The sequence below is a fragment of the Polynucleobacter meluiroseus genome (genome assembly GCF_900205755.1).
GTDB classification, from domain to species: domain Bacteria; phylum Pseudomonadota; class Gammaproteobacteria; order Burkholderiales; family Burkholderiaceae; genus Polynucleobacter; species Polynucleobacter meluiroseus.
Map to the genome: position 1 here is coordinate 59,151 of NZ_OANS01000004.1, position 26,635 is coordinate 85,785.

Here is a 26,635-nt window from a genome sequence, read left to right on the forward strand (position 1 = left end):
TCTGCGTGATTATTCTAATAGGTATAACATGGGGCACTCTTATAAAAGAGTGGAATCATGCAGTTGCCTTTCTATTACTCGTTTAAGAATATTCAATAAGGCTGTTCGCTAAAAAGCATAAAGACACATGATTCAAATTCAAATTTGGGGCGACTTTGAGTGCCCATTTTCTTACCTACAAACCTTAGTGCTCCTGAAGTTAAAAGATAAGTACGGTGATGCTATTGAAATTATTTGGCGGGCATTTGAGTTAAATCCTGACAAGCAAGTCATGACCCCGACACCAGAGTACTTAGAGAATTTACAGGCTGCCTCCCAAGAACTAATTGCTGCGCAGGCCCACCTCAAGTTGATATCCCCCAAGTACTTAACGAACATTCGTTTGGCACAAGAGAGTGTTTACTTTGCTGATGTGCAAGGTCTTTCCCTAAAGATGGCTATTGCCTTGTTCGATGCATTTTTTAATCGTGAGATTGACATTAGCAAAGAGGAAGAGATTCTGAAGATTGCAGATAGACTTGGGCTTAATTCAGATGCGCTGAATGTTGCGTGGCGTGATGGTAAGTTGACTTCTAAAGTGATTTTGGATGAGCAAGAATTTAGAACTTACGGCTTTCAGGGTGTGCCAGCCATGCTCATTGGTGAAAAAGACTTTTCACCAAGAAGCTTTACACCAGTGATAGGGTACAAAACCCCAGATGAGCTTGATCTTATTATTTCTAAGGTGTTATAAAAGCGTAACGCTCGATAGTGCCTATCGACTGATTGATTCTCTTGGGATACGACATGATTAAACAATTACGCATTAAGCTGGCCCGTTGGATTCTTGGGCACCACTGCCCGTGTCATCAAATGGGCGGGGATGCCATGGTTGATTTTCAACAAAGAAGTGCGGATAAGCTAAGCGCAGGTAAAGCGCAAGCGGGCTAAGCCCTCCAAAAAGACCTCGCCGCACCATCAGAGAGGCTGCCTACCTGCGACTGCCTGAATTTAGCTTATTAACTCGATTCAGTTGATAGAATGATTTATTAAGTATTCATAGTGGCGCAAGGAAGTGGAGATAAGTGATGAATGAAATGCATCGAATTGTGATCGTGGGCGGAGGGGCTGGCGGCTTAGAGCTGGCCACCAAGCTGGGCGACCGCTATCGCTCTTCAAACAAGGGTGCAAAGAAAGTCAGCGTCATTCTGGTGGATAAAAACCGTACCCACATTTGGAAACCAAAGTTGCATGAAGTTGCCGCAGGCAATCTGGATCTCGCAGATCAAGAGCTTGACTACATAGCCCAAGCGCACTGGCACCATTTTTCCTTTCGTCTGGGCGAATTGATGAACATTGAACGTGAAAAGCAAGAAATCACGATTGCTCCTTTTTTGGATGATGCTGGGGAAATCGTTACTCCCGAACGCACTATTCCCTATGACACCTTGGTGATTGCTATCGGCAGCTTGACCAATGATTTTGGAACACCTGGTGTTGAGCAATATGCCCAACGCCTCGAGTCCTTGGCAGACGCGAAACGCTTTCATATGCGCATGCTCAATGCCTGTCTGCGAGCGCAAACTCAGGTTTCACCATTGGCCCCACACCAATTGCATGTCGCGATTATTGGTGCAGGAGCAACAGGAGTTGAGCTTGCGGCCGAGCTACACCGCACCACCCGTGAAATGATTGCTTTCGGTATGGATCGAGTCGATCCCGATAAAGACTTAAAAGTTATCGTAATTGAGGCGGCTCCCAGAATCTTGCCAGCGCTTCCCCCTAGAATTTCTGGGGCAGCTGAAAAATTATTGGCGGATTTAGGCGTAGAAGTGCTTGTGAACTCCAAGGTGGAAAAAGTTTCTGCAGACAAGGTGTATCTCGCTGGCGGTGTAGAAATTCCCGCTGAACTTATTGTGTGGGCTGCTGGTGTGAAGGCGCCTAATTTCTTAAAAGAGATTAGCGGTCTCGAAAGTAATCATGCTAACCAGTTAGTCGTCTTGCCTACCTTGCAAACCACGCGTGATCCGCATATTTTTGCAATGGGTGATTGTGCTGCCTGCCCTTGGCCAGAGGCCAATGGCGGTAAGGGTGGCATTGTTCCTCCGCGAGCTCAAGCAGCGCATCAACAGGCATCCCATTTATACAATCAGATTAATCAGATTCTTAAGGGCAAACCTCTTGAGGAGTATCGTTACCGCGATTTCGGTTCACTGGTCTCCTTGGGTGAGTACAGTACCGTGGGTAGCATGATGGGTGGCTTGATTGGCGGCAGCTTAATGGTGCAAGGTATTTTTGCCAAGCTGATGTATCTCAGTCTGTATAAGCTCCATCAGTTGGCCTTACATGGTTGGATAAAAGTCATACTCGATACGATTAGCCGTGCCATCCATCGTCGTACTGATTCTGTTGTGAAGCTCCACTAAGCCTGTTTATTGGATGCATTGCGATGGCAGGCAATAAAAGAATGGGGATCTTCCTCTGAAGTTTTGAGGTCGAACTTGAGGTGGCGCATGAGCGAGATCATGTCCGCATTCTTTTTATCAACCTGCCCATAAATGGTGCATAAGCCATTCAGCTTAGAGCAATCTACAATGCCCTGCATTAAATGTGAACCAATTCCTTCGCGATGATGTTCATCGCTTACTGATAATGAGAATTCACCTTCTGTGCCGTGAACATCTTTGATAAAGCGGGCGATTCCTGCAAGTGTTTCTGAGCCATCTTCGTTCTGGATCATGGCCACTAGGGCCAAGTCATCCTTTTTGGTGGCATGAATAATGGCATTCAATAAAGCCTCTGGTAAGGTGGACATGGCATGCGCATAGCGAAAATATCGGCTTTTGGCGGAAAGATGAACAAACAAGTCGAGTACGCCCGCTCGGTCTGCGGGGGTAATAGGCCTGATGCGATATTCGCCGACCGCTATGCCACCAATCATCACAGGCCAGGCTCTAATATATTCAGAACGTAGGGCGGGATGGGGTTCGGGATTCGGCGTGAGTTGATCCATGGGGTAAGAAGGGCGAAGAGTGAGGTAATTACACTGTAAACAATACCCTAACTTACCCATTTAGAAGCGTTCGATTTCAAGAAAAACCCTCCCCTTTAGCGTCGGTAACTGCCGGAATTTACTATAGAATCTGCATAAATATTATAGGAATGCAGAATGACCGCTCTAAGTCGCCCTCAAATTAAAGTACTGAGCCTATCTGCCCTAGGTGGCATTCTTGAGTTTTATGATTTCATCATCTTTATTTACTTCGCTACCTCAATTGGCGCTTTATTCTTCCCTGCCCATATTCCGGACTGGTTGCGACAGCTACAAACCTTTGGCATTTTTGCAGCAGGCTATTTAGCCCGTCCCGTTGGCGGCATCATCATGGCGCACTTTGGTGATACGCGAGGCCGTAAAAGAATATTCACTTTCAGTATCTTTTTAATGGCGCTACCTACCTTGGCTATTGGCTTGATGCCAACATACGCTGATATTGGTATTTGGGCACCTATTCTGTTACTCACCTTTAGACTGATGCAGGGTGCTGCGATCGGAGGTGAAGTGCCAGGTGCTTGGGTGTTTGTCTCTGAGCACGTCGAGCGCAGACATGTCAGTTTTGCCTGCGCCGTCTTAACAGCGGGCTTAACCGGTGGAATCTTTTTGGGCGCGATTGTGGCCTCGCTCGTGAATTCTTTCTATAGCCATACAGAAATCTTATCTGGAGCGTGGCGTTGGCCTTTTATTCTGGGAGGTGTATTTGGTATCGTTGCCGTGTTGCTGCGCCAGTGGTTGCATGAAACTCCCGTCTTCCAAGCAATGCAGGCCCAATTGCAACGTTCAGAAATTCCTTTGCGTAAAGTCTTGCGCGAACATCGACCTGCGATCATCTTGACCGCCTTATTGAGTTGGGTCTTAGCCGCCTCCATCATCACCATGATTCTGATGACACCAACCTTGTTGCAAACGAAGTTTCATATTCCTCCTAAGTTGACCTTAGAAGCCAATATGTTTGCGACCCTCTGCCTTTCAGTTGGTTGTCTTACTTTTGGCGCTTTAGCCGGAAAATGGGGAGTAGGGCGCGTCATGTTGTTTGGAGCTCTTGGTTTGGCAGCTAGCTCATTGTTGCTTTACTATCAGCTGGCTATATCAGCCACTTACCTGCTGCCGCTTTACGGACTAAACGGCTTTTTTGTGGGAGTGATTGCCCTTGTTCCTACGATAGGCGTTTTATCTTTTCCACCCGAAGTGCGCTACTCAGGCCTTTCATTTTCCTACAACATATCCTACGCCGTATTTGGTGGACTCACACCAATTTTCGTAAGTCTTCTTATACCTTTGAGTTCAATGGCGCCGGCTTACTATGTGGCTTCTTTGGCAGTATTGCTGCTCTGTATCGGCATCTATTTGTTAATGACAAATGCGCCAATCGCCCGTGTTTTAGAAAAGGCGCAGCCTTAAGGAAATAACTGCGTTAGTTTCTACCTTTTCTTGGGAAAATTCAGGTAAAGCAGTAACAGGTGAAAACAAGGATTGACCTGCGTTGATGCCGATGTCATTTTAGTTAGGATTAGTAAAAAAAGATGTGATGTAACAAAGAAAGGTGCGCTTCGGTACACCTTTTTCTTGGATTGACCCCAGTTTTATTTTCATAACAAGCGTATAGTGAATTTACCAGTTGCACATTCTCAATACAGCCACTGATTTCGTATGCGTTTGAGAATCCGCAACACCATTGTCATGATTGACAGAGAGATACGCCATGAACGCAAGCACTCCAACTGCTCGGGACACCGAGTTTTCACATGTAAAAGCTCAGGACACACAATTTTTACCAGGTGGCTTACGGGACTTCTTTTTGTATCGCGACCTAGGCGTTGCCAAGGCAACGAATGGCAAGGTGATTGCACACATAGTAAAAGCAAATAAGCCCCCAGTGGAAGGCACTGGTTGGCACTACCATGTGGCTGAGTTTCAGATTGTGATCATGACCAAGGGTTGGGCACGATTCATGTATGAAGATAAGCCCACTTTAGTAGAGGCTGGTGATGTCGTTCATCAGGCGCCCGGAATTGTCCATTACCTCTTTGATTATTCACCGGACATGGAATATATCGAAATCGTCGGACCTGCTGATTTTGGGAGCGTACCTGTTGCCGTAGGTCCCGCGCAAGTTCCACCCGTGACTCCCTGGAAGTAAGAAAAATCTACTAAGTCGGATTAGTCTGCACCAGTGGTTTGTTTATGGCGTCGCATTCTTGACATTGGGATAAAGCCCATGAGTAAGGTGCCCACCGCAATAGCTAAAGTCAATTCATTAAAGCCAAGCATGGCTAAGACCCCTACGATCCATAGTGCAATAGCGGAGATGGCCGGCCATAACAGCATAGTGATAAAGAGTTTTGGTGACGTAATGGCTTGCTTGCGAAAGTTCCAAGCACAGGCAAAACCCGCTAAACCGTAATAGTAAGCCGCCTGAACTCCAATAATATTGATTGAGGCTGTCATTACTTCCGCAATGCTGCTAGAGCCCAAAGAAAGTAGGAGGGTGATGATGCCAAATGCCGCAATTAAGAATGTCGCTAAATAGGGGGTCCGCCAGCTAGCATGCACCTTCGCCCAGCGACTATGAAATACGCCATCGCGTGATTTAGAGAACATGGTGCGCGAGAACTGCAGCATAGAGGTTTCAATAGTGCCGATAGTAGACAGAATTAAAGCGAGAACTGCAAGGTAACTCCAAGGGCGGGGAATCATTTTCTCAGCCACGACAAAAATAATATTGGTACCCGATTGGGTTAGCTCTTCATCGTTGAGGGCCATTAAGGACACACTGGCAAATGCCACGAAGGCTGCCAATATGATGATCATTGCCCCAACGATACCGAACCCTGGGCCCTTCTCAGGGTTTTTAGTTTCTTCGGTGAGATTGATAGCGACGTCCCAGCCCCAAAAAAAGAACAGGGCAATGACGGCACCATTAGAAAAGCTGCTCGGTGTAAACGCCCAAGGAGAAAACTCTGCCCAAGTAAGTTGATGAATCGCGTTTGCACCAAATTTCAGAACAATGCCGACGCAGCAAATAAAAATGATAGTGAGCTCAATCAAGGTCATCACAATTTGCACTTTAGAGGTCAGGCCAATGCCTCGTACTACCATCAGTGTGATTGCAACCAGCCAGCCGAGCGCGCACAATGTCACCGCAAATTGAGACTCTGCATACGGAGAGTGAAGAAGCATCAAAGTGGCTGAGCCTGCTGGAATGCTAGCGGATGCCATAAATAAGGCGGATGCGACTAATATCGTCCAGCCCGCAAAAAACCCGAGCTTGGCATTAAAAATTTCACTTACCCAGGAATACGATGCCCCCGAGTTTGGGCGGTGCTGATTGAGGTGCATGTAAGCCAGCACGATGCCAATCATTAAAAATCCGCAGTACAGTAAGCTAGCTGGGGCAAGTACGCCCACGGCGGCAATAAGGGCAACCAAAGTGGCGGAGATGCTGTAAGAGGGGGCTGAACCAGCAACGCCAATCAGGATAGATTGGACTATGCCCAAGGAGTCCTTTTGCAATTCTGTTTTCATAATTACTTGTTATTGTAATTTTGTATGCGCATAGAATTCCAGTTTCTCATTGAATCGTCTCCTGTTTAAGGCTATGAACCCCATTTTCTCGCACATCTTAAACTGGTTTAGGCCTGCCGCCTTGCCACCATCTGCTCCTGTGGTAGCGGCAAGGCAACTTATTAAGGCAATCGATCGGGGAGGGATCCCCCTTAACCCCATGAAGGTAAATCGGATAGCGCGAGATTTGGGGCTTGAAGTTTCAATATCAGCGCCTATGCCAGAGACTATTGAGCGAATACGGCAACTACTGAATTCCTGAGTACGCCCCAGAAAAACGAGATGAGCTCGACTACAGTTTATTGAAGCCCAAAGAATCGGTTCGCTTCATCGATGATGGCGTCGTATTCTTTTAGATTGGGTTTATCGGGGCTACCGCCCTCAATAAACGTGCCGCCTAGCACTCCAATATCTCGGGGAGCAGAGTGAGGCAAATGCTTGGGGAAAAGATAAAAAGACCGTTTTACCTTTTGATTCGCTTCAGTTTCGCCTTCACCAAAATAAACCAAAATCATATAGTCCATATTTTCAGGAACTTGATCCTTGAGCATAATCAAATGCCCCTGAACCGGCACTAGAGTCGCATCTCCCGTTAACTCAATTGCGCCGAGTCCACTACAGTTAAAAATAAACTGTTGGCCCAGTTCATCAAACGCATGAATTTTCCCAGGAACGATGGGGATGCGGTGCGCATTGATAAAATCATGTAACTCATCCATGAGAAGTGCGGTATTCATAAAAATGCCGTCATCATAGACAACCATTTGGCGAGTTGTACCATTGCCAAAGTTCAGCAGTACATCTTTAGCCGGATTGATGACTTTACCAACATAGGATTCAAGTCCAGAATCTTCTCTACTATTAAAGTAGCTAGGAACTAAGCGAGCTCCTTTTTTAAAATCCTTATTTTTATTTCTGGCTACATCATCATAAAAACGATAGGCTTCAATGCCAATTTGGTCAATGATGGATTGCATTTCATGATCGTTATCCATGGAGACTGGAGCTAAAAGACCGCCGGCAATATGAGATGTCAATGAATCTATTTTTTCGGCATAAATGGTGATATTTGAGTAGCCGCGCTTGATTAAATCGTAGGCAGTAAATAAGCCGACCAAGCCAGCGCCAATAATGGCGATGGGACTAGATTGATTTAGTAAGTTATTGGTATCTGGTGAATCTATTAATAAAGAATTAACGTATCTTGCAGATCCAGGACCGAGAGTCCAGCCACTTCCGCCATGACCATAGTTATGTGCGATAACCTTGCTATTTGTTTTCTCAATACTTAAATTGGGCATGCCGTGTTTCATGGGGCGATAACCCAGAATCTTTTCACCCAAATTGGCCTGTGCAAGCTGTGGTGGAATGATATTTCTGACTTCAATTGCTTCAGTCATGTAATGCCTTATTCTTGTTTACTCTGACGCAAGTTAATAAAAGAAAATATTTTTGCCAAGATATATTAATCTGCAAAGTTGAAAAATGAGCTTAAGTAGTACAGGATTACTAGGCTCAATACCCTATGCGCAGTTTAGTAAATTAAGGATGTCACTTTTGTGACAAGAGTACTGATTAAAAAGCGCTTTAGACAGGCGTGCTAGCGCTCATTCTTCCACCATGTGTTATTAGAAAGCAAAAGTCGATGCATTATTTTTCTGTTATCTCTGTCGCGTTAATAGCCTCTTTTCTTAGTCTTCAAGTTCAAGCTCAAGCGGATCCTGCTCAAGCCCAAGTCAAAGTAACGCAAATATTAAAAACAACCAAGGAATGGGATGGAAGTCCCTTACCGCCTTACCCGAGTCAAAATCCTGAAATCACGATTCTGAGCTATGAAATACCCGCAGGGGTGAGATTGCCGGTACACCGGCATCCTGTGATTAATGCCGGGGTTGTCATGCAAGGCAACCTTACGGTGATTTCTGAAAGTGGTAAAGAACTAGTGCTTAAGCAAGGCGATTCGATCGTAGAGCTAGTAAACCAGTGGCACTATGGCGAAAACAAGGGATCTGAGCCAGTCAAACTCATCATGTTTTATGTTGGTGAGGTGGGCGTACCTTTAGTCGTTAAGCAGGAATAAAACTACTTGTGCCCTGCCCAATTGTTTTAAAGTACTTACTTATTGTGATGTCTCATTCTAAATGTTAGGAGTTTGTTAATGAAGCGCCTCTTATTGCTAGTGCTGGTAAGTGTCTTTGGTCTTGGGATGGTTGCCTGTTCTGAAGGTACGAATTCAAAGCAAATAAAGGTGGCCGTATCGCCATCATCGCCCCCCATGTTATTTGAGCAAAATGGTCAGATTGCGGGAGTGGATATGGATATTTTTCAAGGCTATTGCCAATCCCGTGGGTGCACCTTGAAGGTGACTCCTTACGATTGGCAGGGAATGCTTGGTGCGGTCTCCAGTGGTCAAGCTGATGTCGCTTTTTCGGGTATCTCGATTACCGACAAGCGTAAGGAGGCGATGGATTTTTCTCAGCCTTATTACGATAATTCTTGGCATTTGGTGAGCATGAAGAACAAAAATATTCAGATTACCGATTTAAGTGAACTCAAAAAGTATTCAATTGGTTATCCTCGTGGCATGGCTTACGACGATTTAATTAAAAATGACTTGGAGCCAAAAGGCTACTACTCTTTGAGCAAGGTCAAGCTGTATCCTTCATATGCCGAAGTAGTAACGGATCTGCAGAATGGCAATATTGATTTGGCATTTATCGAAGAGCCCGTGCTCTTGAATTACGAAAACAAACTCAAGCTGCCATTACAAAGTGCTTATGTATTTAAGGGCTACGATAAATTAGGCTTTGCCTTTGCTAAAGGCTCAAAGCTACGCGATGATTTTGATAAATATCTCGCAGAACTTGCTCCAGAAAAGATTCAGGCTATCTTAGATAAATGGATGAAGTAGTTTTCCAGAAAATACGGATATGAGTCTAGTAAATATCCTGTTGGCGCTGGGAAATGGTGTTTTCTATACCGTCGTTGTAACCTTAGTTTGCAGCATGACTGGCCTGACGGTTGGCCTGCTGCTTTCTAGCTTACATCGACTATCGATCAGCAGCGTTTCACGCCTCATCGATCTTTATACCTATGTTTTTCGTGGCGTGCCTGTATTGGTTTTACTCTTTATGGTGTATTTTGGCCTTCCTGGTATTGGTCTCAAGCCACCCCCATTAATGGCCATGGCTCTCAGCCTGGGTTTAGTTGCCGGCGCGTATTTAACAGAAGTATTTCGTGGGGCATTTAATTCAGTTGACCCAGCAGAAATTCTTGCAGCGCAAGCGATGGGGATGAGCCGCATTCAGGTCCTCAGATATATTGAAATTCCTCAGATGCTGCGTTTTGCCACACCCGGCATGGTCAATGAATTTACTTCCGTCCTGAAGTATTCACCCTTTGCTTACACTGTTGGCATTCCGGAGATTACCAAAGAGGCGATGACCTTAACCGCCAATACCCTGCAGGGCATTGAGATTTACCTTGCAGTGGGAATTCTCTATTTTTTAATTTACCGAATTCTATTGCTTGGCGTTCAACTGATCCAAAAATATTATGAAATTCCAAGTATGAAAGAAGCTGCGATATGACAGTCATCGCTATCCGAGAGCTTGCCAAACAATTTGGCGATCAAGTTGTGCTCTCAGGGATTAATTTAGACTTAGCGCAAGGCGACGTGAAGGTCTTGATGGGTTCTTCTGGTAGCGGTAAATCAACCTTGTTGAGATGTTTAAATCGGCTGGTTGAGCCTACCTCTGGGTCGATTCAATTTCAATCGAAAGAAATTTTGGGCCCCAACGTCGATGTGCGACAGTTGCGGAAACAGATTGGTTTTGTATTTCAGCAATTTGCCTTATATAGCCACCTGACCGTTTTGGAAAATGTCACCTTAGCTTTACGTAAACTAGAGGGCATTGGTCTAAAACAGGCCAATGAAAAGGCCTTGCATGAGCTAGCTCAATTTGACATGGTGCCCCATCAAAGTAAATACCCATCTCAATTGTCAGGTGGTCAAAAGCAGCGCGTTGCAATTGCACGGGCTTTAGCAATGGATCCAGCAGTGCTCCTGCTCGATGAGCCAACCTCAGCCTTAGATCCAGTGATGTCCCGAGATGTCGGCGAGTTGATTAATCGCCTGCACCACAATGGAATTACGATGATTTGTGTAACGCATGATCTTGGTCTTGCCAGCACCATTTCTGACAGAGTGCTGTTTTTGGATAAGGGCATTATCCGAGCGGATGAGCGGCTTGACGTTTTAGCGAGCAATCACTCTGATCCAGAGTTGCAAGCATTCTTCGGCAAGAGGGAGTAGATAGCATGACTTCTTGGGGTGCCTTCGAGCGTGACCTATTGGAGCAGATGCCTCTCATTTTGGCGGGTCTTGTAAACACTCTGCAATTGGCAGTCATTATCAGTATCACCGGATTTGTATTGGGCATCTTTGTTTTCTACCTCACACTTAGCAAGAGTGGGTTAGTACGTAATGTCACCAATGGCTACATTTCTTTCTTTATTGGTATGCCCCTGATCGTGCTCTTGTTTTTGATGTATTACGGGCTTCCCCAAAGTGGCATTCGCTTGAATCCATTTACGGTTGCTGTAATTGGCTTTACCTTGAATGTGGCTGCTTACAATGCAGCTTACTTAAAAACAGCCTTTAACGGACTTGATAGCAGTCAGATTGAGGCTGCTACAGCACAAGGCTTCAAGCCATCACAAATATTTCGTTTCATTACGCTGCCACAAGTCTTGCGTACTTCTGTGCCGGCACTCACAAACCAAGTCATCGGTAATCTTAAAGATACCTCCATCACGTTTTTAATTCAATACACCGAGTTTTTCGCGCGGATGCAGGAGTTAGCCTCTACCAATTTCCAATTCTTTAAAGCCTACTTACTTACTGCCTTGGTGTATTTGCTCTTGGTTTCAGTCATTGTGATGCTAGCCCGCAGCATTGAAAAACGCATGATTATTCCAAGTGCCTAGACCATTGCTCCCAGATTACTTGACTGCAAACTATGACTTTTAATATGGGATTATTCAAGCGTCTCATCTGCCTGATGGTATTGATGGCATTGATAGTGCCGCTGACTCATGGGGCTGAGCAGAGCGAGATAAAAACAAATTATCGGGCTACTGAAAAGTATTACCAGAGCATGATGAGTCCATCATCCCTGCCAATTGCGCAACTGCAACAGTTCATTCACTATTTACCAAAAGGGGGCGACATTCATCATCATTATGTTGGCGCACTTTATGCTGAAACCTATTTAGATTGGGTTGAGAAAAAAGGCTATTGCATTCATCGCACGAATTTTCAGATTGAGACCCAAGTAGTGAAGGGTAGCGAGGATGCTACTCAAGAATGTATCAGCGCCTCTTTAGTGCGTGCAGATACTTTATTCTATACACGTCTATTGCAGCATTGGTCTGATAAAGATTTTGACAATGCACAACCGGCGGATCTGCAGTTTTTTAGCACCTTTGCTTATTTTTTTCCAATTGCATATGCCTTTAATCAAGAGGGTTTGCAGATCTTAAAAAGTCGTGCACAAGATGAAAATTTGCAATACATAGAGACTACTTTTCAGATAGCCCCTTCTAGAGGCAGTAAAGCCAGTAATTACAAAAACCATTTACTGGGCTCCCAAGAAGATCTCAGGATCAATGAGGCCTTGGAATCCTCTTTTCAGGAATTACAGCAAGATCAAGATTTTCAACAGGCGATTCGTGATTATGTTGAGTCGATTGATATTCTTTTTTCGCAAATCAACGATTCCGCATTTACCATCAAGGCGCAAGCCTACGCCTTAAGAAATGAAGAGCCCAATGCCTTTTTTGAACGGCTCTACGCCGCTTTTGTAGCCAGTCAAAAATCCAGCAATATTGTTGGTGTAAATATTGTTGGGCCAGAGAATGAGTTTGTTTCAATGCGGGACTACGCCTTGCAAATGAAAATGGCCCGTTTTTTAAAGCAGAAATTTCCTAAAGCAAGACTCTCTTTTCATGCAGGGGAGTTGGCATTGGGGATGGTGCCACCTGAGGACCTGAGAAACCATATCACTCAGGCCGTTCGCATTGCCGGCGTTGAGCGCATTGGCCATGGTTTAGATATTGTGTATGAGCGTAATTTCAATGAACTCATGCAAGAAATGAAGCAAAAGAAGATTGCTGTAGAAATCAATTTAACCAGTAATGAATTTATTGCAAAAATAGCTGGCCAAAGTCACCCGATTATTCTTTACGCTAAAAATGGTGTTCCGATTGTTATTTCTAGTGATGATGAGGGCGTTTCCAGGGGAAGCATCAGTCAGGAATACCTGCTGTACTTAAGTCGCTATAAACCGTCTTATTCAACATTGAAGAAAACCATTTACAACAGCATTTCCTATTCCTTCCTGAGTGAGCAAGAAAAGGCTACACAAATTCAATTACTGGATGACAAGTTTGCGCGCTTTGAAAAGCAAATTGCCTTATTGCAATAAATAACGATCCAAAAAAGGTCTCTGAAACGGGGCATGCAAGATCAGGCTACCCGGCTAATGACTGGTGCCTGAACATTTAGTTCCTTATCTATCATCCGTAAATTGCAGGCTAAGGACGTCGTAAACCGCATTCAGCGGCAACATGGATACCTCTATCGAACCACTGTATTGGTCAACCGACAAGGCTAGCGGTGTAATGACGGCAATGATGAGAGCTGTGGTGATGCCAATAGCCAAACTCATGGTTCTTTTTGAGCCAGCGAGGTGGGGTGCAGCTACTGCAAGTTGGAGCAAAAAAGCCACTACAAACAACACTACCCAGCGCAAATGCTCTACTTGGTGCCACCGAAAAGACATTCTTTTCGATCGAGCCTGATATCAAGAGTCTAAGATCGTTGCGAGTTCTCGTCCTGCTTGGGTGCCTTCAAGAAGGGGTGCAACCGCAACCGTTTGTTTAAAAATCGATTGAAATATCTCACCCGTGTGGACCGAAAGCGTTTCTTTCCCTAGCAGTGGCCATTCTTCCTCCATAGCAGACTGTAAATAGTCCTTCACCTGATATTGCAAGTTTTTATTGGCTAATAAAGGGGTGTTATTTACGAAATCCACATACTGCAATAAGGCAGTTCGCTCTGCGCGAATCGCGTCTGTATGCGCATTAAAGCTGCCAACCAGTGTCGAGCCCATGAATGCTGCCGCAAGAGCAAACATGGTCGCGGCTGGGCTATAAAAAGTGCCGTGAATACCTCTAAAGCTGTAGAAAAAGTCTCTTAATCGCGGCGTATAAACAATCCATACGATGAATATTGCGAAGGCAACATAGGTCACAAGCACGCTCAAGAATATGGTTGAGTCAGAGGAGTAAAAAAGAGTGTCTAGTGCAGTTTTGAAGTTCATACTTTATTGGGTGAGGGCTTAGATATAAAGAACATGCTATCAGAAAGTATATTTAATTAGGCGGCATCTCAAGCAGCCCAACAATATCGTCAATTGCAAGTCTGCGGCGCTGCTTATTGAGTGCGATTAAATTTAATCAAATATGGTGCATATCCCTTTTACCTTTTCATTGAAGATCCGATAGTAGGGAGAGTGTAAGATTGAATTAAATTAAAAAGAAGTGAGAAATTGATCGGGAGCCATATGCAAGTCAAAAAAAGAGTATTTTTAATCATAGCCAGCTTTTTCTTACTCAGTCCAGTTTTGGCGAATGACAAGCTTGAAATGACCGAGTACATGATCCCGAGTGATACTCCAGGCATTTCTCTTTATGTGCGCAATAAGCACCCCGTGGGAATGAAAAAGTTCTCGAACGAAAAAACCGTGTTGTATGTTCATGGCTCTACTTATCCAGCTGAAACTGCCTTTGATTTATCTCTGGGCGGAACCTCATGGATGGAATACATCGCCTCAAAGGGTTACGATGTGTGGCTAGTGGATATCCGTGGCTATGGCAAATCCACGCGTCCTGCTGAGATGGATCAGCCCGCTGAGCAAAATGCCCCAATTGTTAGAACCAATGTCGCGGTGAGAGATGTTTCATCAGCCGTGGATTACATCCTCAAAAAACGTAATATCAATAAAATGAATTTACTTGGTTGGTCTTGGGGTACCACCATGATGGGGAAGTTCACAGCTGAAAATAATGCAAAGGTGAATAAGCTGGTTTTGTACGCGCCACAATGGCTGCGTCAAGGGGGTGCTCCATTAACCGATAAGGGCGGAGATTTGCCTGCTTATCGCGTGGTATCCATTGCGGATACAAAGTCACGCTGGCTCAATGGCGTGCCTGAAAGCGCCAAAGCCAGTTTAATTCCTGCGGGATGGTTCGAAAAGTGGTCCGAAGCGACCTTTGAAACTGATCCTTGGGGTAAAACTCAAAACCCTAAAAAGCTCAGAGCTCCCAATGGAACGGTGCAAGACGCCCGTGAATTTTGGACTGCTGGGAAGCCTGTCTATGCACCTCAGGATATTCGGGTACCAGTCATGTTGGTGCATGCCGAGTGGGATGCAGACCTTCCAAGCTACATGCTGTATGAGTACTTTACTAAGCTAGAGAACGCGCCCTACAAAATTATGCTGCAAATTAGCGAAGGGACGCATACGATCATTATGGAAAAAAATCGCATGCTGATGTTTAGGGGTGTCCAGGAATTTTTAGACACCTCTTTTAAACCTGAGCAATAGACTTAACCCCGACCAACAAAAGGCATCTTGGTGGCCATAATGGTCATGGATAAAATGTTGGTCTCTAATGGCAGTTGTGCCATCTGTAATACCGCTTGTCCAACTTGGTCTACATCCATGCGGGGTTCAACTTTGATGGATTGATCTGCCTGCATAATGCCAGCTGCCATCGCCTCAGTCATTTCTGTAGCGGCATTACCAATATCAATTTGACCGCAGGCAATATTGAATGCCCGTCCATCGAGTGCAATGGTTTTGGTAAGGCCGCTGATGGCATGCTTAGTAGCCGTGTAAGGTGCTGACATAGGTCTTGGTGTGTGTGCCGAGATTGAGCCATTGTTGATAATTCTGCCGCCTTGTGGTGATTGCGCTTTCATCATCCGAATCGCTTCTTGCGAACACAGAAATGCACCACTGAGATTGGCGTTGACGACATTCATCCACTGTTCATAAGTGAGATCTTCCATTGGAATGGCGGGGGCACCAATACCGGCATTATTAAAGAGCACATCAATCCGACCAAACTTGTCTTTAATTGCGGCGAATAGCTTCTTCACTTGATCGGGTTTACCTACGTCACACGCCACTGCCAAGCAGTTGTCAGTTGTGCCATGAATGGTGACAATCGCCTTTTGTAATTTTTCAAGATCACGTCCAGCAAGTACTACCTTAAATCCACCTTGAAGCAGCGCTTTTGCTGCCGCTCTGCCAATACCTACGCCAGCCCCGGTGACAAGAGCTACTTTATTGGTTTGACTCATCTGGTTCTTTCTAATTAATGTCTCAAATTTATTTTATCTTGCGAAATCTACTATCAAGATTGTTTGCGTAGCAATAGTATATAAAGTCATTGTGAGGCTCATCTTCAGATCTTTGCCTACTTTGCCAAGCTATCGCTTCCTGCAGTTAAATAAAGCGCATCCTCTTTTTTCTCCCCCCTCAAAGATCTACCCTGATCTCTTCCATTTAGAGGAGAAATATTTTGATCTTGACGATTTTGTTGTGGTTTGCGGGTTTTTTTACTAAGCTGAAAATCTTGTTGCTTGCCTTGTTTCCATTTTTATCTGTTTGGCCTTTTTAATCTCATTTTCTCTTTCACCCATCTGACTTTTCCTACCCTTAAATCATCCCCAGTCCCTTTGAATTAAGCCTCGTCGGCACTACTCTGATGACTTCACCATAGGAGGAATCGTCTTGCGCGTATCTATTGAGTGTTCCCACAGACAGTTGCAATTATTTAAGCTTCAGATGGACTCGCGTACGGTCCTGGTGCTGATTTGTATTTGGTTAATTTGGGGAATACTGGGTTATCTAAAGATCATCTAAAGTGCTTTTAGTGGATAGCCTCTAGGGCTTCACGATATCAGCTACACACCTAAAGCCGATATACACCACTGCAATATCAGCGGGCTTTGACTCAATATCAGATTCTTGCTGTCTATCTGGTCCATACCACCAAGAAGCACCACGCGTCATATATCCGCTATTGCGCTCAGTAGCAGTCCACTCCCAGACGTTACCTCCCATGTCGTACATGCCGTTCACACCCGGTTGCGTGCTTCCTGTAATCACATGCCCTGTGCCGCGATTTAGAGCGCCCTCAGGAGCCAAGCCCTTGTAATCGCCACAGCCTCTAAGGCAGTGTGAAGAAGAGGGGTTGCTTCCACCTGGATAGGGATAGCGTTGACCCTTTGTAAAGCCTGCTGGAGGATTTGATCTTTGCTCTAGAAAAGCGGCGTTTGTCCATTCAGGATCTGTTGGTAAACGTTTGCCATAGTAACGACAGATGTCCTCAGCTTCCTTCTGATTCAAATGGACTGCTGGCTCCATATCGTTTGCAGGCAAGCCATAAGGGGTTCTCCAGGTCCAACCTGGTTTTTGCACGAATCCGCCCTCATAAGAAAGGCCGCCACCTTTTTTTTCAGAGGCACTGACAAAGCCTGTGGATGATGTGTAGGTTTTCACATCGGCAATGTTCATCTCCGTTTGGTCCCATACCAAATTGCCTATTTGCACAGTTGGGATAGACGAATTCGGGACACTTTGACTGGCGGTCGCTCCAAGCAGCAAACTCGTTGCGATGAGGGTGAGCGTTATGCCAAGAGTAATTTGGGAGATATCAAACTTTTTCATAGAAGGATAGTAGCAAGCTAAATAGTAAAATCAACTTAATGGCGCAAGGGCATCCCGGGTCTTTTGATTCTCTAAAGTCACGCTCTAGGCAGTTCAATCATGAAGCAGGCGCCACTATCTTGGTTATTGCGCGCGCTGATTTCACCACCATGCCGATTGATAATATTTTTTGAAAGCCATAGACCAATGCCAGTCCCAGTGGCTTTATTGGTCACCATCAGCTCAAAAATTTTAGCTTCTTGACCCGCTTTAATGCCATGTCCGTTATCTTGAATGGAAATTGTGATTAAATCACTCGTAGCAATACTAGAAAAAATGATTTTTTTATGATCTTGTTCTAGCTCATCAAATGCTTCAATTGCATTATTAAAAAGGTTGATAAGCACCTGTTGCCACTCAGCTAAATTAATATTGATTTGATGATCGGGGTTGCAATTAAATTCAAAAGTGATTCTTTTGGTCTGTAATTTACTCTTAGAAATTTCCATTACCTCGGCAATAGACTCAGATACATTCACTACGGTAACCGCATCATTTTCATTCTTCGTCATTCTCGACAAATTTTTGACTATTTCTGCAGCACGATTAATATCCCCCAGCATGCTTTTATTTAACTCTTTTAAAAGTGCAACATTCGTTGGATCAGATTCCAACTTCATCTCTAAAAATTGGGCATTTAACTTAGTCGCCCCAAGGGGTTGATTAATCTCATGAGAAATAGTTGAGGCCAAAGCATTGATAGAGGCAGATCTATTCAGTTTTTGAAGCGACAGGATCATCTCATTTCGACCTTCTAGAGCATGCCCGAGCTTGAGGTTCATATTATTGATGCGACTATGCTCTGTAAAACCAAGATGCAGTCTTAAAATGATGTATGTGAGGTTCCTAATAGACCCGAGCAAAATAATGCAGCACCAAATAATGAGGTTATAGGTTTTAAGATCAAATGCAAAACCACTGTAACCACTAAAGACATTAACGGACCTCATAAAATATAAGCCGCTTACAAGAATAAATACTCCCATCAGGAATTTAAAAAACACTTTATTTTCAAATTCCCTGGAGGTGAGATTCGCTTGATAAAAACAGATCAAGTTGGCAATCCCGAAAAAAATGGTTGAAGTGGCTGTCATGAGGGGTGCAATTTGCCCATCATTGGCATTTCTTTCAAATTCAACGATGGCAAAAAGTAGCGCTGGAAGAATAGGGGTGAACCAGCTCAACCGATAGTAAAATTTTTGTGTAGACAGTCTTTTTAGTGATTCTGCTAACAGTAGGATAGACAGTGTTTCAAGAGAAACCATCATGCTATAGCTGAAAAATACAGGAATCTCACCTCTAAAGACGGTAACTAAAGTCGCTATTGCGGTTGCAGCACAACCATAAATCCATAGCTTTGCGGAGGCATCATTCTTCTTCCAAAAGAGAGCGGCAATTAAAACTCCCGCTGAAAGGCTAATAGCGCTATAAAGAATGAAGAGGGTTTGGATTGTAAATTGCTGCATTTATGTGCTTGCGTGCCCGCTAGACTTTGCTTGTTTTAATTATTAGTATCCTATCCGAAATCATACAGGCACTAGAAAAACTAGAGATTTTGCTAATGATTGGTATGGCTGAAATTTTTAAAGCAAGGGGTATCACTTCAGAAGCTTTATACAAAGCACTAAAGCCCAATACAAAACCCCTGCGAGAAGCGAGGCTTAGTAATACTGGTGGGTCGGGCGAGATTGACTTCGTTGAAACTTCGTTTTCGAACTCGCGATCAACGGTACTTAGACAACGGATTGTGTATCCGTTGCAGTCAGATTTAAGACCAACGGGTAACAAATCCTTTGGCCTTAAATTCCAACGAATCGTTGATCCAGTGCTCCATTTGAATATATGGCTATTTAATCGTTAAATGGAATATTTACTTCTATGAAGCTATTGCTTGCTGACTTATTAACTGCGTCAATGATTTCAGATACATTAGGTTTAATTCTCGGCCAACTAGTGGTGCTAAGTACCACTAGGGAAACTTTTCTTTGAATAAGATTTTGTTGATAGCGAAGATTGGTATCAGTTGTAATAAAAACCTCAAAACCATGTGATTCCGCTGCACTTAAGAGTTCACCATTTTTTAGGGTTGACCACCCCAGTTCATAAGCGGTCGAGACATCATGAGCAGGTAAAAATTCTTTTAAGGGCGCAGGTGTTCCCTGATCAAATAATATCTTCACGCAGCAGTAAGTGAATTCTTGGCTGCAAAATCTAAAACAGCACGAGCTTGCTCAAGTGTGATTCCTGGAAAGATTTCAACAAATTCTTTGATCGTAATGCCATCCTCTAGATTTTCAAAGAGGGCAGCGATAGGCACACGAGATCCGCAAAATACTAAAGCTCCGCTTACGCGCTCTGGAGCGCTTTCTACGTCTGGGCAGTTTGACCAATTAATCATATTCAGATATTAGCATTTTGATGTTTTAAAGTCATCATCTCAAAGTACCTACTTGAGGAAGTGGTTTTATATACCTTTAGACTGGTTTTTAGAGCAGCAGTGCTGAAGTCCGTTGCTCTAAATTCTTCTGTTTGTATATTGAAAAAGCCCTTGAACATGCATTCAAGGGCTTTATTTTTGGTGGGTCGGGCGAGATTCGAACTCGCGACCAACGGGCTTAAAGGGGTTTAATTGGCTCAAACAGGGTTACAAATTGCTCAAGCCTATTGGCTTTTCTCCAGGCGCTCCAAAATGAGATCGGCAAGAATGGATTCATCGCCATTAAAAGCTAGCTCCATTGCTTGATAAATTTGTTCCTGCTCCAGGTCGGAGTAGTCGAGTTGATAGCCAGCTGATTGACTAAGTTGGGAGATGAATATGCGTTGTACGCGACCATTCCCCTCTCGAAATGGGTGAAGGGCATTGATCTCTGAAAGGTAATGCGCCAATCTTTTGGATAAGGCATTTACATCCAAACCTCTGAGCCAGTTTTCACGAGCTAGTTTGTTGAAGATGTCGTTTGCCGCAGATTCAATAAAGCGCACATTAGCAAAGCGACTATTGCCACGACTGATATCAACGGTACGAATCTTTCCAGCCCAGTCATATACGTCCTGAAAGAGGGCAAGATGAATGCGTTGAAGATGGGCAAGGTCAAACTGACCTGCTATGGGATTTTCTAGAATTTCAATTGATCGCAAAGTAGATAGCTCACCTTCATAGGCGTCTAAATCTTCTGCGTTAGTTATTTCTGCTTTGTTTCGAAGTACGTCTGTACCTGGGTAGCAGTAAGTGTCATCCGCGTCGTAGCGTGACATAGCGTTGTTTAGTTTCTTCTAATATTTGCGCAATACTTTTTTTGCCGGCAACGTAATCAGTGAGGTTTTGCTCTAACTGCTTGGTTGGGACAATACCTTCAATCCGAGCAGATGCCACAGCGTTAGACACGTTGTATTGGCGGGCTTGGGATTGGGTGGAAAGCTTAATCGGCATGCATCCATTTTAATAGATTTAGACCTGATTTCCTAGGAATTTATGCCTAATAATTTAGCCGTAACCCCCTATATTTCATGGGGTTAGGGCGGTATTTGAGGGGTTATTGGTGGTAGCGGTATTCCTGAGTCTTCCCGCCGTATCCATAGCTAGCAGCCCTGACATCTTGCACATAGATATAGCTCTCTTCATGAAGATTACCTAGGATGCGCTCAAAGCCCTGAAAAGCCTCTTTTATGAACTGAGCCTTCTCATCTTTGGTATTGGTCTCATCAGTAATCTTGATATCAAAGTAAAAACTATTCTTGCCTTGCTCGCTTAATAGCTCACCGCCCACAAACCAACAATCTAGATCTACGTATTCGATGGCAATGGCAGTAACTTCCTTTTTCTTACCCAGAATGCGATGAGTAAGGTCTAGCAGTAGCTCGTTAATGGCTTTAGTCGTAGCGGCATTCTTTTGTCCGCTGACTTTAACATTCAAGATTGGCATGTAATTCTCCTTTGTAAATAAATCAATTCAATAAAACTAATTAGCTATGCAACTATTAGGGAAATAAAAAAGTCCCGTTACTTCAGGGCAGAGCTAATACACCGAAGTTGTCCAACAACATCCTCAAAATTGTTATTGCCTAATACTTTCTTAAGACGCTTGGTAACTGCACCACTAGCTGCATTAATGGCATCTTTCAACTCCACAGCCTTTTTGGTCGGATGAATCTCTTGTTCGCGGCCATCCTTTTCAGAGGCAAGCCGCTTAATCAGCCCCAATCTCTCCAATCCATCCAAACCTCTGGTGGCAGTGGGGCGGCTTATATTCATCTCTAAAGCCAACTCACTTTGTAATAGCGGAGCTTTATCCAGAACGACCCTGAGCATGAAGGCTTGAGAAGGGGTGAGCCCAAAAGGCTTAAATGCACTAGTCCATTCCCGCTCTAGCTGGCGAGCTAGGCTGGTGGTATTGAAATAGAGGCATTGTTCAAACATAGGTGTAGTGTAAATGATATTAATTAGCTATGCAACTATATATTAGTTAAACCATCTTTTGATTGATTAGAGCCTTTAAATCTGAGAAGATTAAAGCATGTAATCAAATTCAACCTGGGGTGAATATGCCAACGGATCCGTTAAAAGATGTGAGTGAAATAGCTAAGGCCGCAGCTGAAATTACAAAGAATGTTCCTGTATATGAAGATGCTTTGCAGCCTGCGGCAAAGCAAGTAGGCCTAGCTTTGGAGACGGTTGGCAAGGCAGTAAATGCCGCATTATTGCCTGTCACTGCGCTTATATGGAGTGCGGATCAACTTAAGGATTTTGTTAATACAAGAGTGGCTAAAAAGCTAGAAAACATTCCTCCAGAGAATATCATTCCTCCCAAGTTAACTATTGCTGGCCCAGCTATTGAGGCTCTCAGGTACGCCGGTAGTGATGAGCAATTAGCCGATCTTTATGCAAACTTATTGGCGACGGCAATGAATCGGGATACTGCTTCCGGAGCTCACCCGGCATTCGTTGAAATTATTAAACAGCTGACTTCTGATGAGGCAAAAATTACCAAATTATTCTTAAGTCCAACTGTATTTCCAGTAATTACAGTGGCCTGGGAGTATAAAAATCCAACTGAGGGTAAAACGGGTGGACAGGATGTATTGGTGAATTATTCGCACATTGGAGTTCAGGCTGGCTGCGAGTTTCCCGACCTCACACCTACTTATTTGGATAATTTATGTCGACTTGGGTTGGCAGAAATTCCTACATTTTATCAATACACAGGGTTGGGTGTATACGATGCACTTGAAAATGATTCCAAGGTAAAGCAAATAGTCTATGAAATTGATGAAAATCTTGAATTGAAATCAAAGATTACAAAAAACGGGCTGAAGATTACATCGATGGGACGTCAATTTGTCATGGCTTGTTCAGGATAGCCTGCGAAAGGCGATCGTCCGGAAACACGACACTTTCAAGTTGCTCACGGTCCGCGGCGGTCACCCAGCGTCGGCCATCCCCACTCGAAACGTCCGCAAAGATCCGAATTGTGTCGAACAGTTCCAGCGTTTAACTAACCCAGAAAGACAAAACCCCCACTATTGCTAGTGAGGGTTTCTTGATGCTGGTGGGTCGGGCGAGATTCGAACTCGCGACCAACGGATTAAAAGTCCGCTGCTCTACCGACTGAGCTACCGACCCAGTAAAACGAAGATTATAGCAATAAGTTGCTTACTTACCTGAGGGTTTCATTGAGACCGCCTGATGAGCCTTAGCCTGATTGGCTTCTTAGGAGTTTATCCGCCGTGCTACTGGTGGATTTTTCGAGAAATAATCCTTAATTCCTCGTAGGATAGCGTCAGCGATCCGGTCTTGATATTTCTCGTCATTGAGGCGCGCTTCTTCTTGGGGATTGCTAATAAAGGCAGTCTCTACCAAGATCGACGGAATATCGGGCGCTTTAAGTACGGCAAAGCTCGCTTGCTCTACTTTGCTTTTATGAAGCGGCGCAAAACCACCAATCTGCTTCAGAATCGAGCTGCCTACTTGCAAGGAGTCATTAATTTGCGCCGTGGTCGACATATCAAGTAATAAATTCGCCACTTGCTTATCTTGAGTCTTAATATTGATCCCACCAATCAGGTCGGAGGCATTCTCTTTATTCGCCATCCAGCGGGCGGTGGTACTGGTGGCACCCAATTGCGAGAGAGCAAACACGGAAGCCCCTTTGGCATTGCTTTCAATAAAGGCATCCGCATGGATAGATACAAATAAATCAGCCTGCACAGCACGTGCCTTTTGTACCCGCATGCCGAGTGGCACAAAGTAGTCGCCATCCCTAGTAAGGAAAGGGCGCATATAGGCCTCATTCTCAATCTTATCTCCGAGGCGCTTAGCAATCGAGAGCACAACATTTTTTTCTTTAGAGCCCATCGCGCCAATCGCTCCAGGATCTTCACCACCATGCCCTGCATCAATCGCAATGGTGATTAAGCGTTTGTACTTGGATGCAACAGGCGCTGGTTTGCTTTCTGGAATAGCTTGTGCCACTGGGGCAGTGGGGATATCTTTCTTAGTCGCAAATTGGGCAATGAGATCGATTTCTTCATTGGATTTAGCGAGGGCCTTTTCTTTACGGGCACTGCTCTTGACCAACTCCATTAAGGGATCCGGTGGTGTTGCGGGGTATAAATCTAAGACCATGCGATATTGATAACCTGCAATGGGATCGAGCGTAAAGAGCTGCGGCTTAATAGGTTCTTTTAAGTCAAAGACTAAGCGCACTGTCCCCGGCTGAAACTGCCCCACCCGAATCTGCGAAACATAAGGATCGTTAGGCTTTACTTTGGCAACCAGTTCTTTGAGGGTGGAATTGAGTTCCATGCCCTTGACATCCACCACGAGCCTGTCAGGATTGGTGAGCACTTGCTGACTAATTGGTAAGGGCGTATCAGACTCTAAGGTCACGCGGGTGTAGTCTTCTGAGGGCCAAATACGCACCCCTAAAATCTGCGCACCCCAAGCAATCTCAAATTCAGTCAGTACTAAGGCAAAGCCTAGTGTCTTGGCTAAAGTCTGTAAATGTCTTCTTCTGAGGGGGTTCGGGGCAGACTGCATGTTTAAGCAAAAGTCAACAAGGACAACAGCGCTCTACCTTGGGCAGTATCTGCATTAATCTCAATCTGGCGGGCTTGCTCCTCAGGCTGTCCGTCAGTCACCCCAGGCTCCAAGCGAATACGCAAATCAAACGGGGGGAGAGTGGCTTCGGCTTTTTCAGGCCATTCGATTAAACAAAAGCCAGGCATGTCAAAGTATTCTGTAAAGCCAGCCTCTTGCCACTCCAAAGGGCTACGCATGCGATAGAGATCAAAGTGATGCGCTGTGAGGCTGCTGCCGTTGTTGGTCTCAAGAGTGTAAGGTTCACACAGGGTGTAAGTAGGACTCTTCACTTTGCCCGCATACCCCATTCCTTGAATGAGATAGCGTGCAAAAGTCGTCTTGCCAGCCCCGAGATCGCCTTCTAAAGCGATATTAATATGTGCGGTTGGTTCTAGCAATAATTGACTCAGGCAGCGCGCAAGGTGCTGAGCTAGGGCAGCAGTTTCTGCTTCCTGCCTACAATACTGAGAGAATGAATCCATCGCCATGCCCTAGTTTATTCAATTATGTGAGCCTCTTGCGCTAATTAAGCCTATTTGGTATTCCTGATGACCACTGATCCCTTTCCTAAGAGTTCTGAAGTGCAGCTCGATAAGCTACGCAACTGGCTGCAGGACCAAGCGCATGGCTTTGGTTTTGACGATTTACGCATTACGGACACCCACTTAGGTGAGGCAACCGAGCATCTGCAGCAGTGGTTGGCTGAAGGGCGCCACGGCCAAATGGACTACATGGAGCGCCATGCCGCCTTACGCTCGGATCCAGGACTGCTCGTGCCGGGCACCGTCAGGGTGATTTGCGTAACGATGAACTACCTCCCGCCCACCTTCAGTCTGGAGGGAGAGTGGCAACGTATCGCAGATCCTAGTGCAGCAGTAGTGTCCATGTATGCCCGTGGGCGGGATTATCACAAGGTTTTACGCCAGCGCCTGCAAGACTTTGCCAAAGCGGTTGAAGCACATCTCGGTAGCTTTGGCTATCGGGTCTTTACGGATTCAGCACCTTTGATGGAAGTGGAGTTAGCCCGAAAGGCGGGCTTAGGCTGGCGTGGTAAACATACCTTATTGCTTAATCGAGAGTCTGGTTCCACCTTCTTTCTGGGTGAGATCTTGGTAGATGTACCACTACCGATGGATCAGGCTCAAGAGCCGCACTGCGGTAGCTGCACAGCATGCATTGATGTTTGCCCAACCCAAGCCATTACCGCACCCTATCAAATGGATGCAAGAAGATGCATCTCTTACTTAACCATTGAAAATCACGCCGCCATTCCAGTGGAGTTTCGTAAGGCGATGGGTAATCGGGTATACGGCTGTGATGACTGTCAACTGATCTGCCCTTGGAATAAGTTTGCTAAACGCACGGCATTACCCGACTTTGCAGAGCGTCACGGCCTTGGTAAAGCAAGCCTCTTGCACCTTTGGTCTTGGACTGAGGGTGAGTTTGAGAAGCGCCATGAAGGAAGTGCTATTCGGCGCATTGGGTATTCGCGCTGGAGACGTAATCTTGCCGTTGCAATGGGTAACGCGCTTACTGCCGCCGATTTACCAGAGACGGAGAAGGAGCCTATTCGAATTGCATTACAAACGGCGCTACCGCAAGCAGATGCTTTGGTAGCTGAGCATATTGAGTGGGCGTTAAATACTGAGCGCTAGGCAGGCAAGAGTTCTAATTTAATTTTTTTACCTAGTACTGTTGCTGCGCTAGCCAATGTCGCTAATGTCAGGCTGGTGTCATCTTCATCTAGCAGGCGATTTAATGAAGCGCGACTGGTGTTCATGAGCTTTGCCATTACTGTTTTTGTAATTTTTTTGTCGTTCATGGCTTTGCCGATTTGCCATGCAATCACGCGCTTAACTGCAACAGCAGTTGCCTCCTCTAGTAAGGCTTCCTCTTGAAGAAAGTCATCAAAACTTGTTCCGATATATTTTGTCTTCATTTGCTTTCCCGATCGTCTTTTTATCCGCTTGCTCTAAGTCTTTTAGCCAGTCACGCACAGGCTCCAGGCCCAGTTCAGTTTTAAAAAATTTGACTGAAAGTTTTATTTGACTCATTTAGCTACTGTATCAAAAAAGATACATACGTTCATTACCTTCCATGTCTTAAGCAATGTCC

31 protein-coding genes and 1 tRNA gene are annotated in these 26,635 nt (G+C 44.8%); 14 read left to right on the forward strand and 18 right to left on the reverse strand.

Annotation, left to right across the window (positions count from 1 at the left end; translation table 11 throughout):
• The first annotated feature begins 127 nt into the window (after positions 1 to 127).
• From CP950_RS07610 to CP950_RS07615, 3 genes are all read left to right on the forward strand, one after another.
• Positions 128 to 733, forward strand: a complete 606-nt coding sequence (locus tag CP950_RS07610; protein ID WP_096674030.1) for a DsbA family oxidoreductase — start codon at positions 128 to 130, stop codon at positions 731 to 733.
• A gap of 53 nt (positions 734 to 786) precedes the next feature.
• Positions 787 to 930: a hypothetical protein gene (locus CP950_RS09975; RefSeq protein WP_165766432.1), complete on the forward strand. Its 144-nt coding sequence runs from the start codon at positions 787 to 789 to the stop codon at positions 928 to 930.
• 137 nt (positions 931 to 1,067) lie between these two features.
• Positions 1,068 to 2,405: an NAD(P)/FAD-dependent oxidoreductase gene (locus CP950_RS07615; protein ID WP_096674032.1), complete on the forward strand. Its 1,338-nt coding sequence runs from the start codon at positions 1,068 to 1,070 to the stop codon at positions 2,403 to 2,405.
• Here the strand turns inward: CP950_RS07615 and CP950_RS07620 are convergent.
• A complete protein-coding gene (locus tag CP950_RS07620; RefSeq protein ID WP_165766433.1) occupies positions 2,402 to 2,992 on the reverse strand; it encodes a GNAT family N-acetyltransferase in 591 nt (196 codons plus the stop codon). The two genes, CP950_RS07615 and CP950_RS07620, sit on opposite strands and share 4 nt — an antisense overlap.
• A gap of 156 nt (positions 2,993 to 3,148) precedes the next feature.
• Here CP950_RS07620 and CP950_RS07625 point away from each other — a divergent pair, with 156 nt between their 5' ends.
• Positions 3,149 to 4,435: an MFS transporter gene (locus tag CP950_RS07625; RefSeq protein ID WP_096674035.1), complete on the forward strand. Its 1,287-nt coding sequence runs from the start codon at positions 3,149 to 3,151 to the stop codon at positions 4,433 to 4,435.
• Positions 4,436 to 4,736: 301 nt separating this feature from the next.
• Positions 4,737 to 5,174 carry a cupin domain-containing protein gene (locus CP950_RS07630; RefSeq protein WP_096674037.1) on the forward strand — a complete coding sequence of 146 codons (438 nt, stop codon included), beginning with the start codon at positions 4,737 to 4,739 and terminating at the stop codon, positions 5,172 to 5,174.
• A gap of 20 nt (positions 5,175 to 5,194) precedes the next feature.
• Here the strand turns inward: CP950_RS07630 and CP950_RS07635 are convergent, their stop codons facing one another.
• Together CP950_RS07635 and CP950_RS07645 are read right to left on the reverse strand one after the other, a co-directional pair.
• Positions 5,195 to 6,559: an APC family permease gene (locus CP950_RS07635; protein WP_096674039.1), complete on the reverse strand. Its 1,365-nt coding sequence runs from the start codon at positions 6,557 to 6,559 to the stop codon at positions 5,195 to 5,197.
• A gap of 338 nt (positions 6,560 to 6,897) precedes the next feature.
• Complete coding sequence (locus tag CP950_RS07645; RefSeq protein WP_096674043.1) at positions 6,898 to 7,998, reverse strand: FAD-dependent oxidoreductase; 1,101 nt, start codon at positions 7,996 to 7,998, stop codon at positions 6,898 to 6,900.
• A 245-nt stretch (positions 7,999 to 8,243) separates the two neighbouring features.
• On the opposite strand from CP950_RS07645, the gene CP950_RS07650 reads away from it, so the two are divergent.
• The 6 genes from CP950_RS07650 to CP950_RS07675 all read left to right on the forward strand — a co-directional run bounded on the left by CP950_RS07650 (position 8,244) and on the right by CP950_RS07675 (position 13,086).
• Positions 8,244 to 8,678: a cupin domain-containing protein gene (locus CP950_RS07650; RefSeq protein WP_096674045.1), complete on the forward strand. Its 435-nt coding sequence runs from the start codon at positions 8,244 to 8,246 to the stop codon at positions 8,676 to 8,678.
• A 78-nt stretch (positions 8,679 to 8,756) separates the two neighbouring features.
• The gene (locus tag CP950_RS07655) at positions 8,757 to 9,509 is read left to right on the forward strand and encodes a transporter substrate-binding domain-containing protein (RefSeq protein ID WP_096674047.1); all 753 of its coding nucleotides are present in this window, start codon (positions 8,757 to 8,759) and stop codon (positions 9,507 to 9,509) included.
• A gap of 19 nt (positions 9,510 to 9,528) precedes the next feature.
• The gene (locus tag CP950_RS07660) at positions 9,529 to 10,188 is read left to right on the forward strand and encodes an amino acid ABC transporter permease (protein WP_096674049.1); all 660 of its coding nucleotides are present in this window, start codon (positions 9,529 to 9,531) and stop codon (positions 10,186 to 10,188) included.
• The gene (locus tag CP950_RS07665) at positions 10,185 to 10,913 is read left to right on the forward strand and encodes an amino acid ABC transporter ATP-binding protein (protein WP_096674051.1); all 729 of its coding nucleotides are present in this window, start codon (positions 10,185 to 10,187) and stop codon (positions 10,911 to 10,913) included. The genes CP950_RS07660 and CP950_RS07665 overlap by 4 nt, the downstream gene beginning before the upstream one ends.
• A gap of 5 nt (positions 10,914 to 10,918) precedes the next feature.
• On the forward strand, positions 10,919 to 11,587 hold the full coding sequence (locus tag CP950_RS07670; protein WP_096674053.1) for an amino acid ABC transporter permease: 669 nt from the start codon (positions 10,919 to 10,921) through the stop codon (positions 11,585 to 11,587).
• Between the two features lie 32 nt (positions 11,588 to 11,619).
• Positions 11,620 to 13,086: an amidohydrolase family protein gene (locus CP950_RS07675; protein WP_096674055.1), complete on the forward strand. Its 1,467-nt coding sequence runs from the start codon at positions 11,620 to 11,622 to the stop codon at positions 13,084 to 13,086.
• A gap of 84 nt (positions 13,087 to 13,170) precedes the next feature.
• Here the strand turns inward: CP950_RS07675 and CP950_RS07680 are convergent, their stop codons facing one another.
• Positions 13,171 to 13,443, reverse strand: coding sequence for a hypothetical protein (locus CP950_RS07680; RefSeq protein WP_096674057.1), 273 nt, complete (start codon positions 13,441 to 13,443; stop codon positions 13,171 to 13,173).
• 21 nt (positions 13,444 to 13,464) lie between these two features.
• On the reverse strand, positions 13,465 to 13,983 hold the full coding sequence (locus CP950_RS07685; RefSeq protein WP_096674059.1) for a bestrophin-like domain: 519 nt from the start codon (positions 13,981 to 13,983) through the stop codon (positions 13,465 to 13,467).
• A gap of 243 nt (positions 13,984 to 14,226) precedes the next feature.
• On the opposite strand from CP950_RS07685, the gene CP950_RS07690 reads away from it, so the two are divergent.
• Positions 14,227 to 15,270 (forward strand): alpha/beta hydrolase, encoded by a 1,044-nt coding sequence (locus tag CP950_RS07690; RefSeq protein WP_207760242.1) that lies wholly within the window; start codon positions 14,227 to 14,229, stop codon positions 15,268 to 15,270.
• A gap of 2 nt (positions 15,271 to 15,272) precedes the next feature.
• Here CP950_RS07690 and CP950_RS07695 read toward each other — a convergent pair whose 3' ends face one another.
• The 9 genes from CP950_RS07695 to CP950_RS07740 form a co-directional block, all read right to left on the reverse strand.
• Positions 15,273 to 16,031: an SDR family oxidoreductase gene (locus CP950_RS07695; protein ID WP_096674061.1), complete on the reverse strand. Its 759-nt coding sequence runs from the start codon at positions 16,029 to 16,031 to the stop codon at positions 15,273 to 15,275.
• A 586-nt stretch (positions 16,032 to 16,617) separates the two neighbouring features.
• Entirely contained in the window at positions 16,618 to 17,403 is a 786-nt protein-coding gene (locus tag CP950_RS07700) for a formylglycine-generating enzyme family protein (RefSeq protein WP_096674063.1), read from the reverse strand.
• Between the two features lie 77 nt (positions 17,404 to 17,480).
• On the reverse strand, positions 17,481 to 18,908 hold the full coding sequence (locus tag CP950_RS07705; RefSeq protein ID WP_096674066.1) for a sensor histidine kinase: 1,428 nt from the start codon (positions 18,906 to 18,908) through the stop codon (positions 17,481 to 17,483).
• A 384-nt stretch (positions 18,909 to 19,292) separates the two neighbouring features.
• Entirely contained in the window at positions 19,293 to 19,622 is a 330-nt protein-coding gene (locus CP950_RS07715) for a hypothetical protein (protein WP_096674069.1), read from the reverse strand.
• Positions 19,619 to 19,840, reverse strand: a complete 222-nt coding sequence (locus tag CP950_RS07720) for a DUF433 domain-containing protein (RefSeq protein WP_096674071.1) — start codon at positions 19,838 to 19,840, stop codon at positions 19,619 to 19,621. Before CP950_RS07720 ends, CP950_RS07715 begins: the two co-directional genes overlap by 4 nt.
• Positions 19,841 to 20,103: 263 nt before the next feature.
• Positions 20,104 to 20,697, reverse strand: coding sequence for a Fic/DOC family protein (locus CP950_RS07725; protein ID WP_096674073.1), 594 nt, complete (start codon positions 20,695 to 20,697; stop codon positions 20,104 to 20,106).
• A complete protein-coding gene (locus tag CP950_RS07730; protein ID WP_096674075.1) occupies positions 20,675 to 20,872 on the reverse strand; it encodes an antitoxin VbhA family protein in 198 nt (65 codons plus the stop codon). Before CP950_RS07730 ends, CP950_RS07725 begins: the two co-directional genes overlap by 23 nt.
• A 103-nt stretch (positions 20,873 to 20,975) precedes the next feature.
• A complete protein-coding gene (locus CP950_RS07735) occupies positions 20,976 to 21,365 on the reverse strand; it encodes a tautomerase family protein (protein WP_096674077.1) in 390 nt (129 codons plus the stop codon).
• Positions 21,366 to 21,442: 77 nt separating this feature from the next.
• Entirely contained in the window at positions 21,443 to 21,859 is a 417-nt protein-coding gene (locus tag CP950_RS07740; protein ID WP_096674079.1) for a MarR family winged helix-turn-helix transcriptional regulator, read from the reverse strand.
• Positions 21,860 to 21,921: 62 nt separating this feature from the next.
• Between CP950_RS07740 and CP950_RS07745 the strand changes: the two genes are divergently transcribed.
• Entirely contained in the window at positions 21,922 to 22,800 is an 879-nt protein-coding gene (locus CP950_RS07745; RefSeq protein ID WP_207760243.1) for a DUF4393 domain-containing protein, read from the forward strand.
• 186 nt (positions 22,801 to 22,986) lie between these two features.
• Here CP950_RS07745 and CP950_RS07750 read toward each other — a convergent pair.
• The 3 genes from CP950_RS07750 to tsaE form a co-directional block, all read right to left on the reverse strand.
• Positions 22,987 to 23,062 (reverse strand) — tRNA-Lys (locus tag CP950_RS07750).
• 87 nt (positions 23,063 to 23,149) lie between these two features.
• Entirely contained in the window at positions 23,150 to 24,478 is a 1,329-nt protein-coding gene (locus CP950_RS07755) for an N-acetylmuramoyl-L-alanine amidase (RefSeq protein WP_096674081.1), read from the reverse strand.
• A gap of 2 nt (positions 24,479 to 24,480) precedes the next feature.
• On the reverse strand, positions 24,481 to 25,002 hold the full coding sequence (gene tsaE, locus CP950_RS07760) for a tRNA (adenosine(37)-N6)-threonylcarbamoyltransferase complex ATPase subunit type 1 TsaE (protein WP_243391954.1): 522 nt from the start codon (positions 25,000 to 25,002) through the stop codon (positions 24,481 to 24,483).
• 66 nt (positions 25,003 to 25,068) lie between these two features.
• Here tsaE and queG point away from each other — a divergent pair, with 66 nt between their 5' ends.
• On the forward strand, positions 25,069 to 26,175 hold the full coding sequence (gene queG / locus CP950_RS07765) for a tRNA epoxyqueuosine(34) reductase QueG (protein WP_096674085.1): 1,107 nt from the start codon (positions 25,069 to 25,071) through the stop codon (positions 26,173 to 26,175).
• Here the strand turns inward: queG and CP950_RS07770 are convergent.
• The gene (locus CP950_RS07770) at positions 26,172 to 26,459 is read right to left on the reverse strand and encodes a helix-turn-helix domain-containing protein (RefSeq protein ID WP_096674087.1); all 288 of its coding nucleotides are present in this window, start codon (positions 26,457 to 26,459) and stop codon (positions 26,172 to 26,174) included. The genes queG and CP950_RS07770 overlap by 4 nt on opposite strands.
• Positions 26,460 to 26,635: the final 176 nt, after the last annotated feature.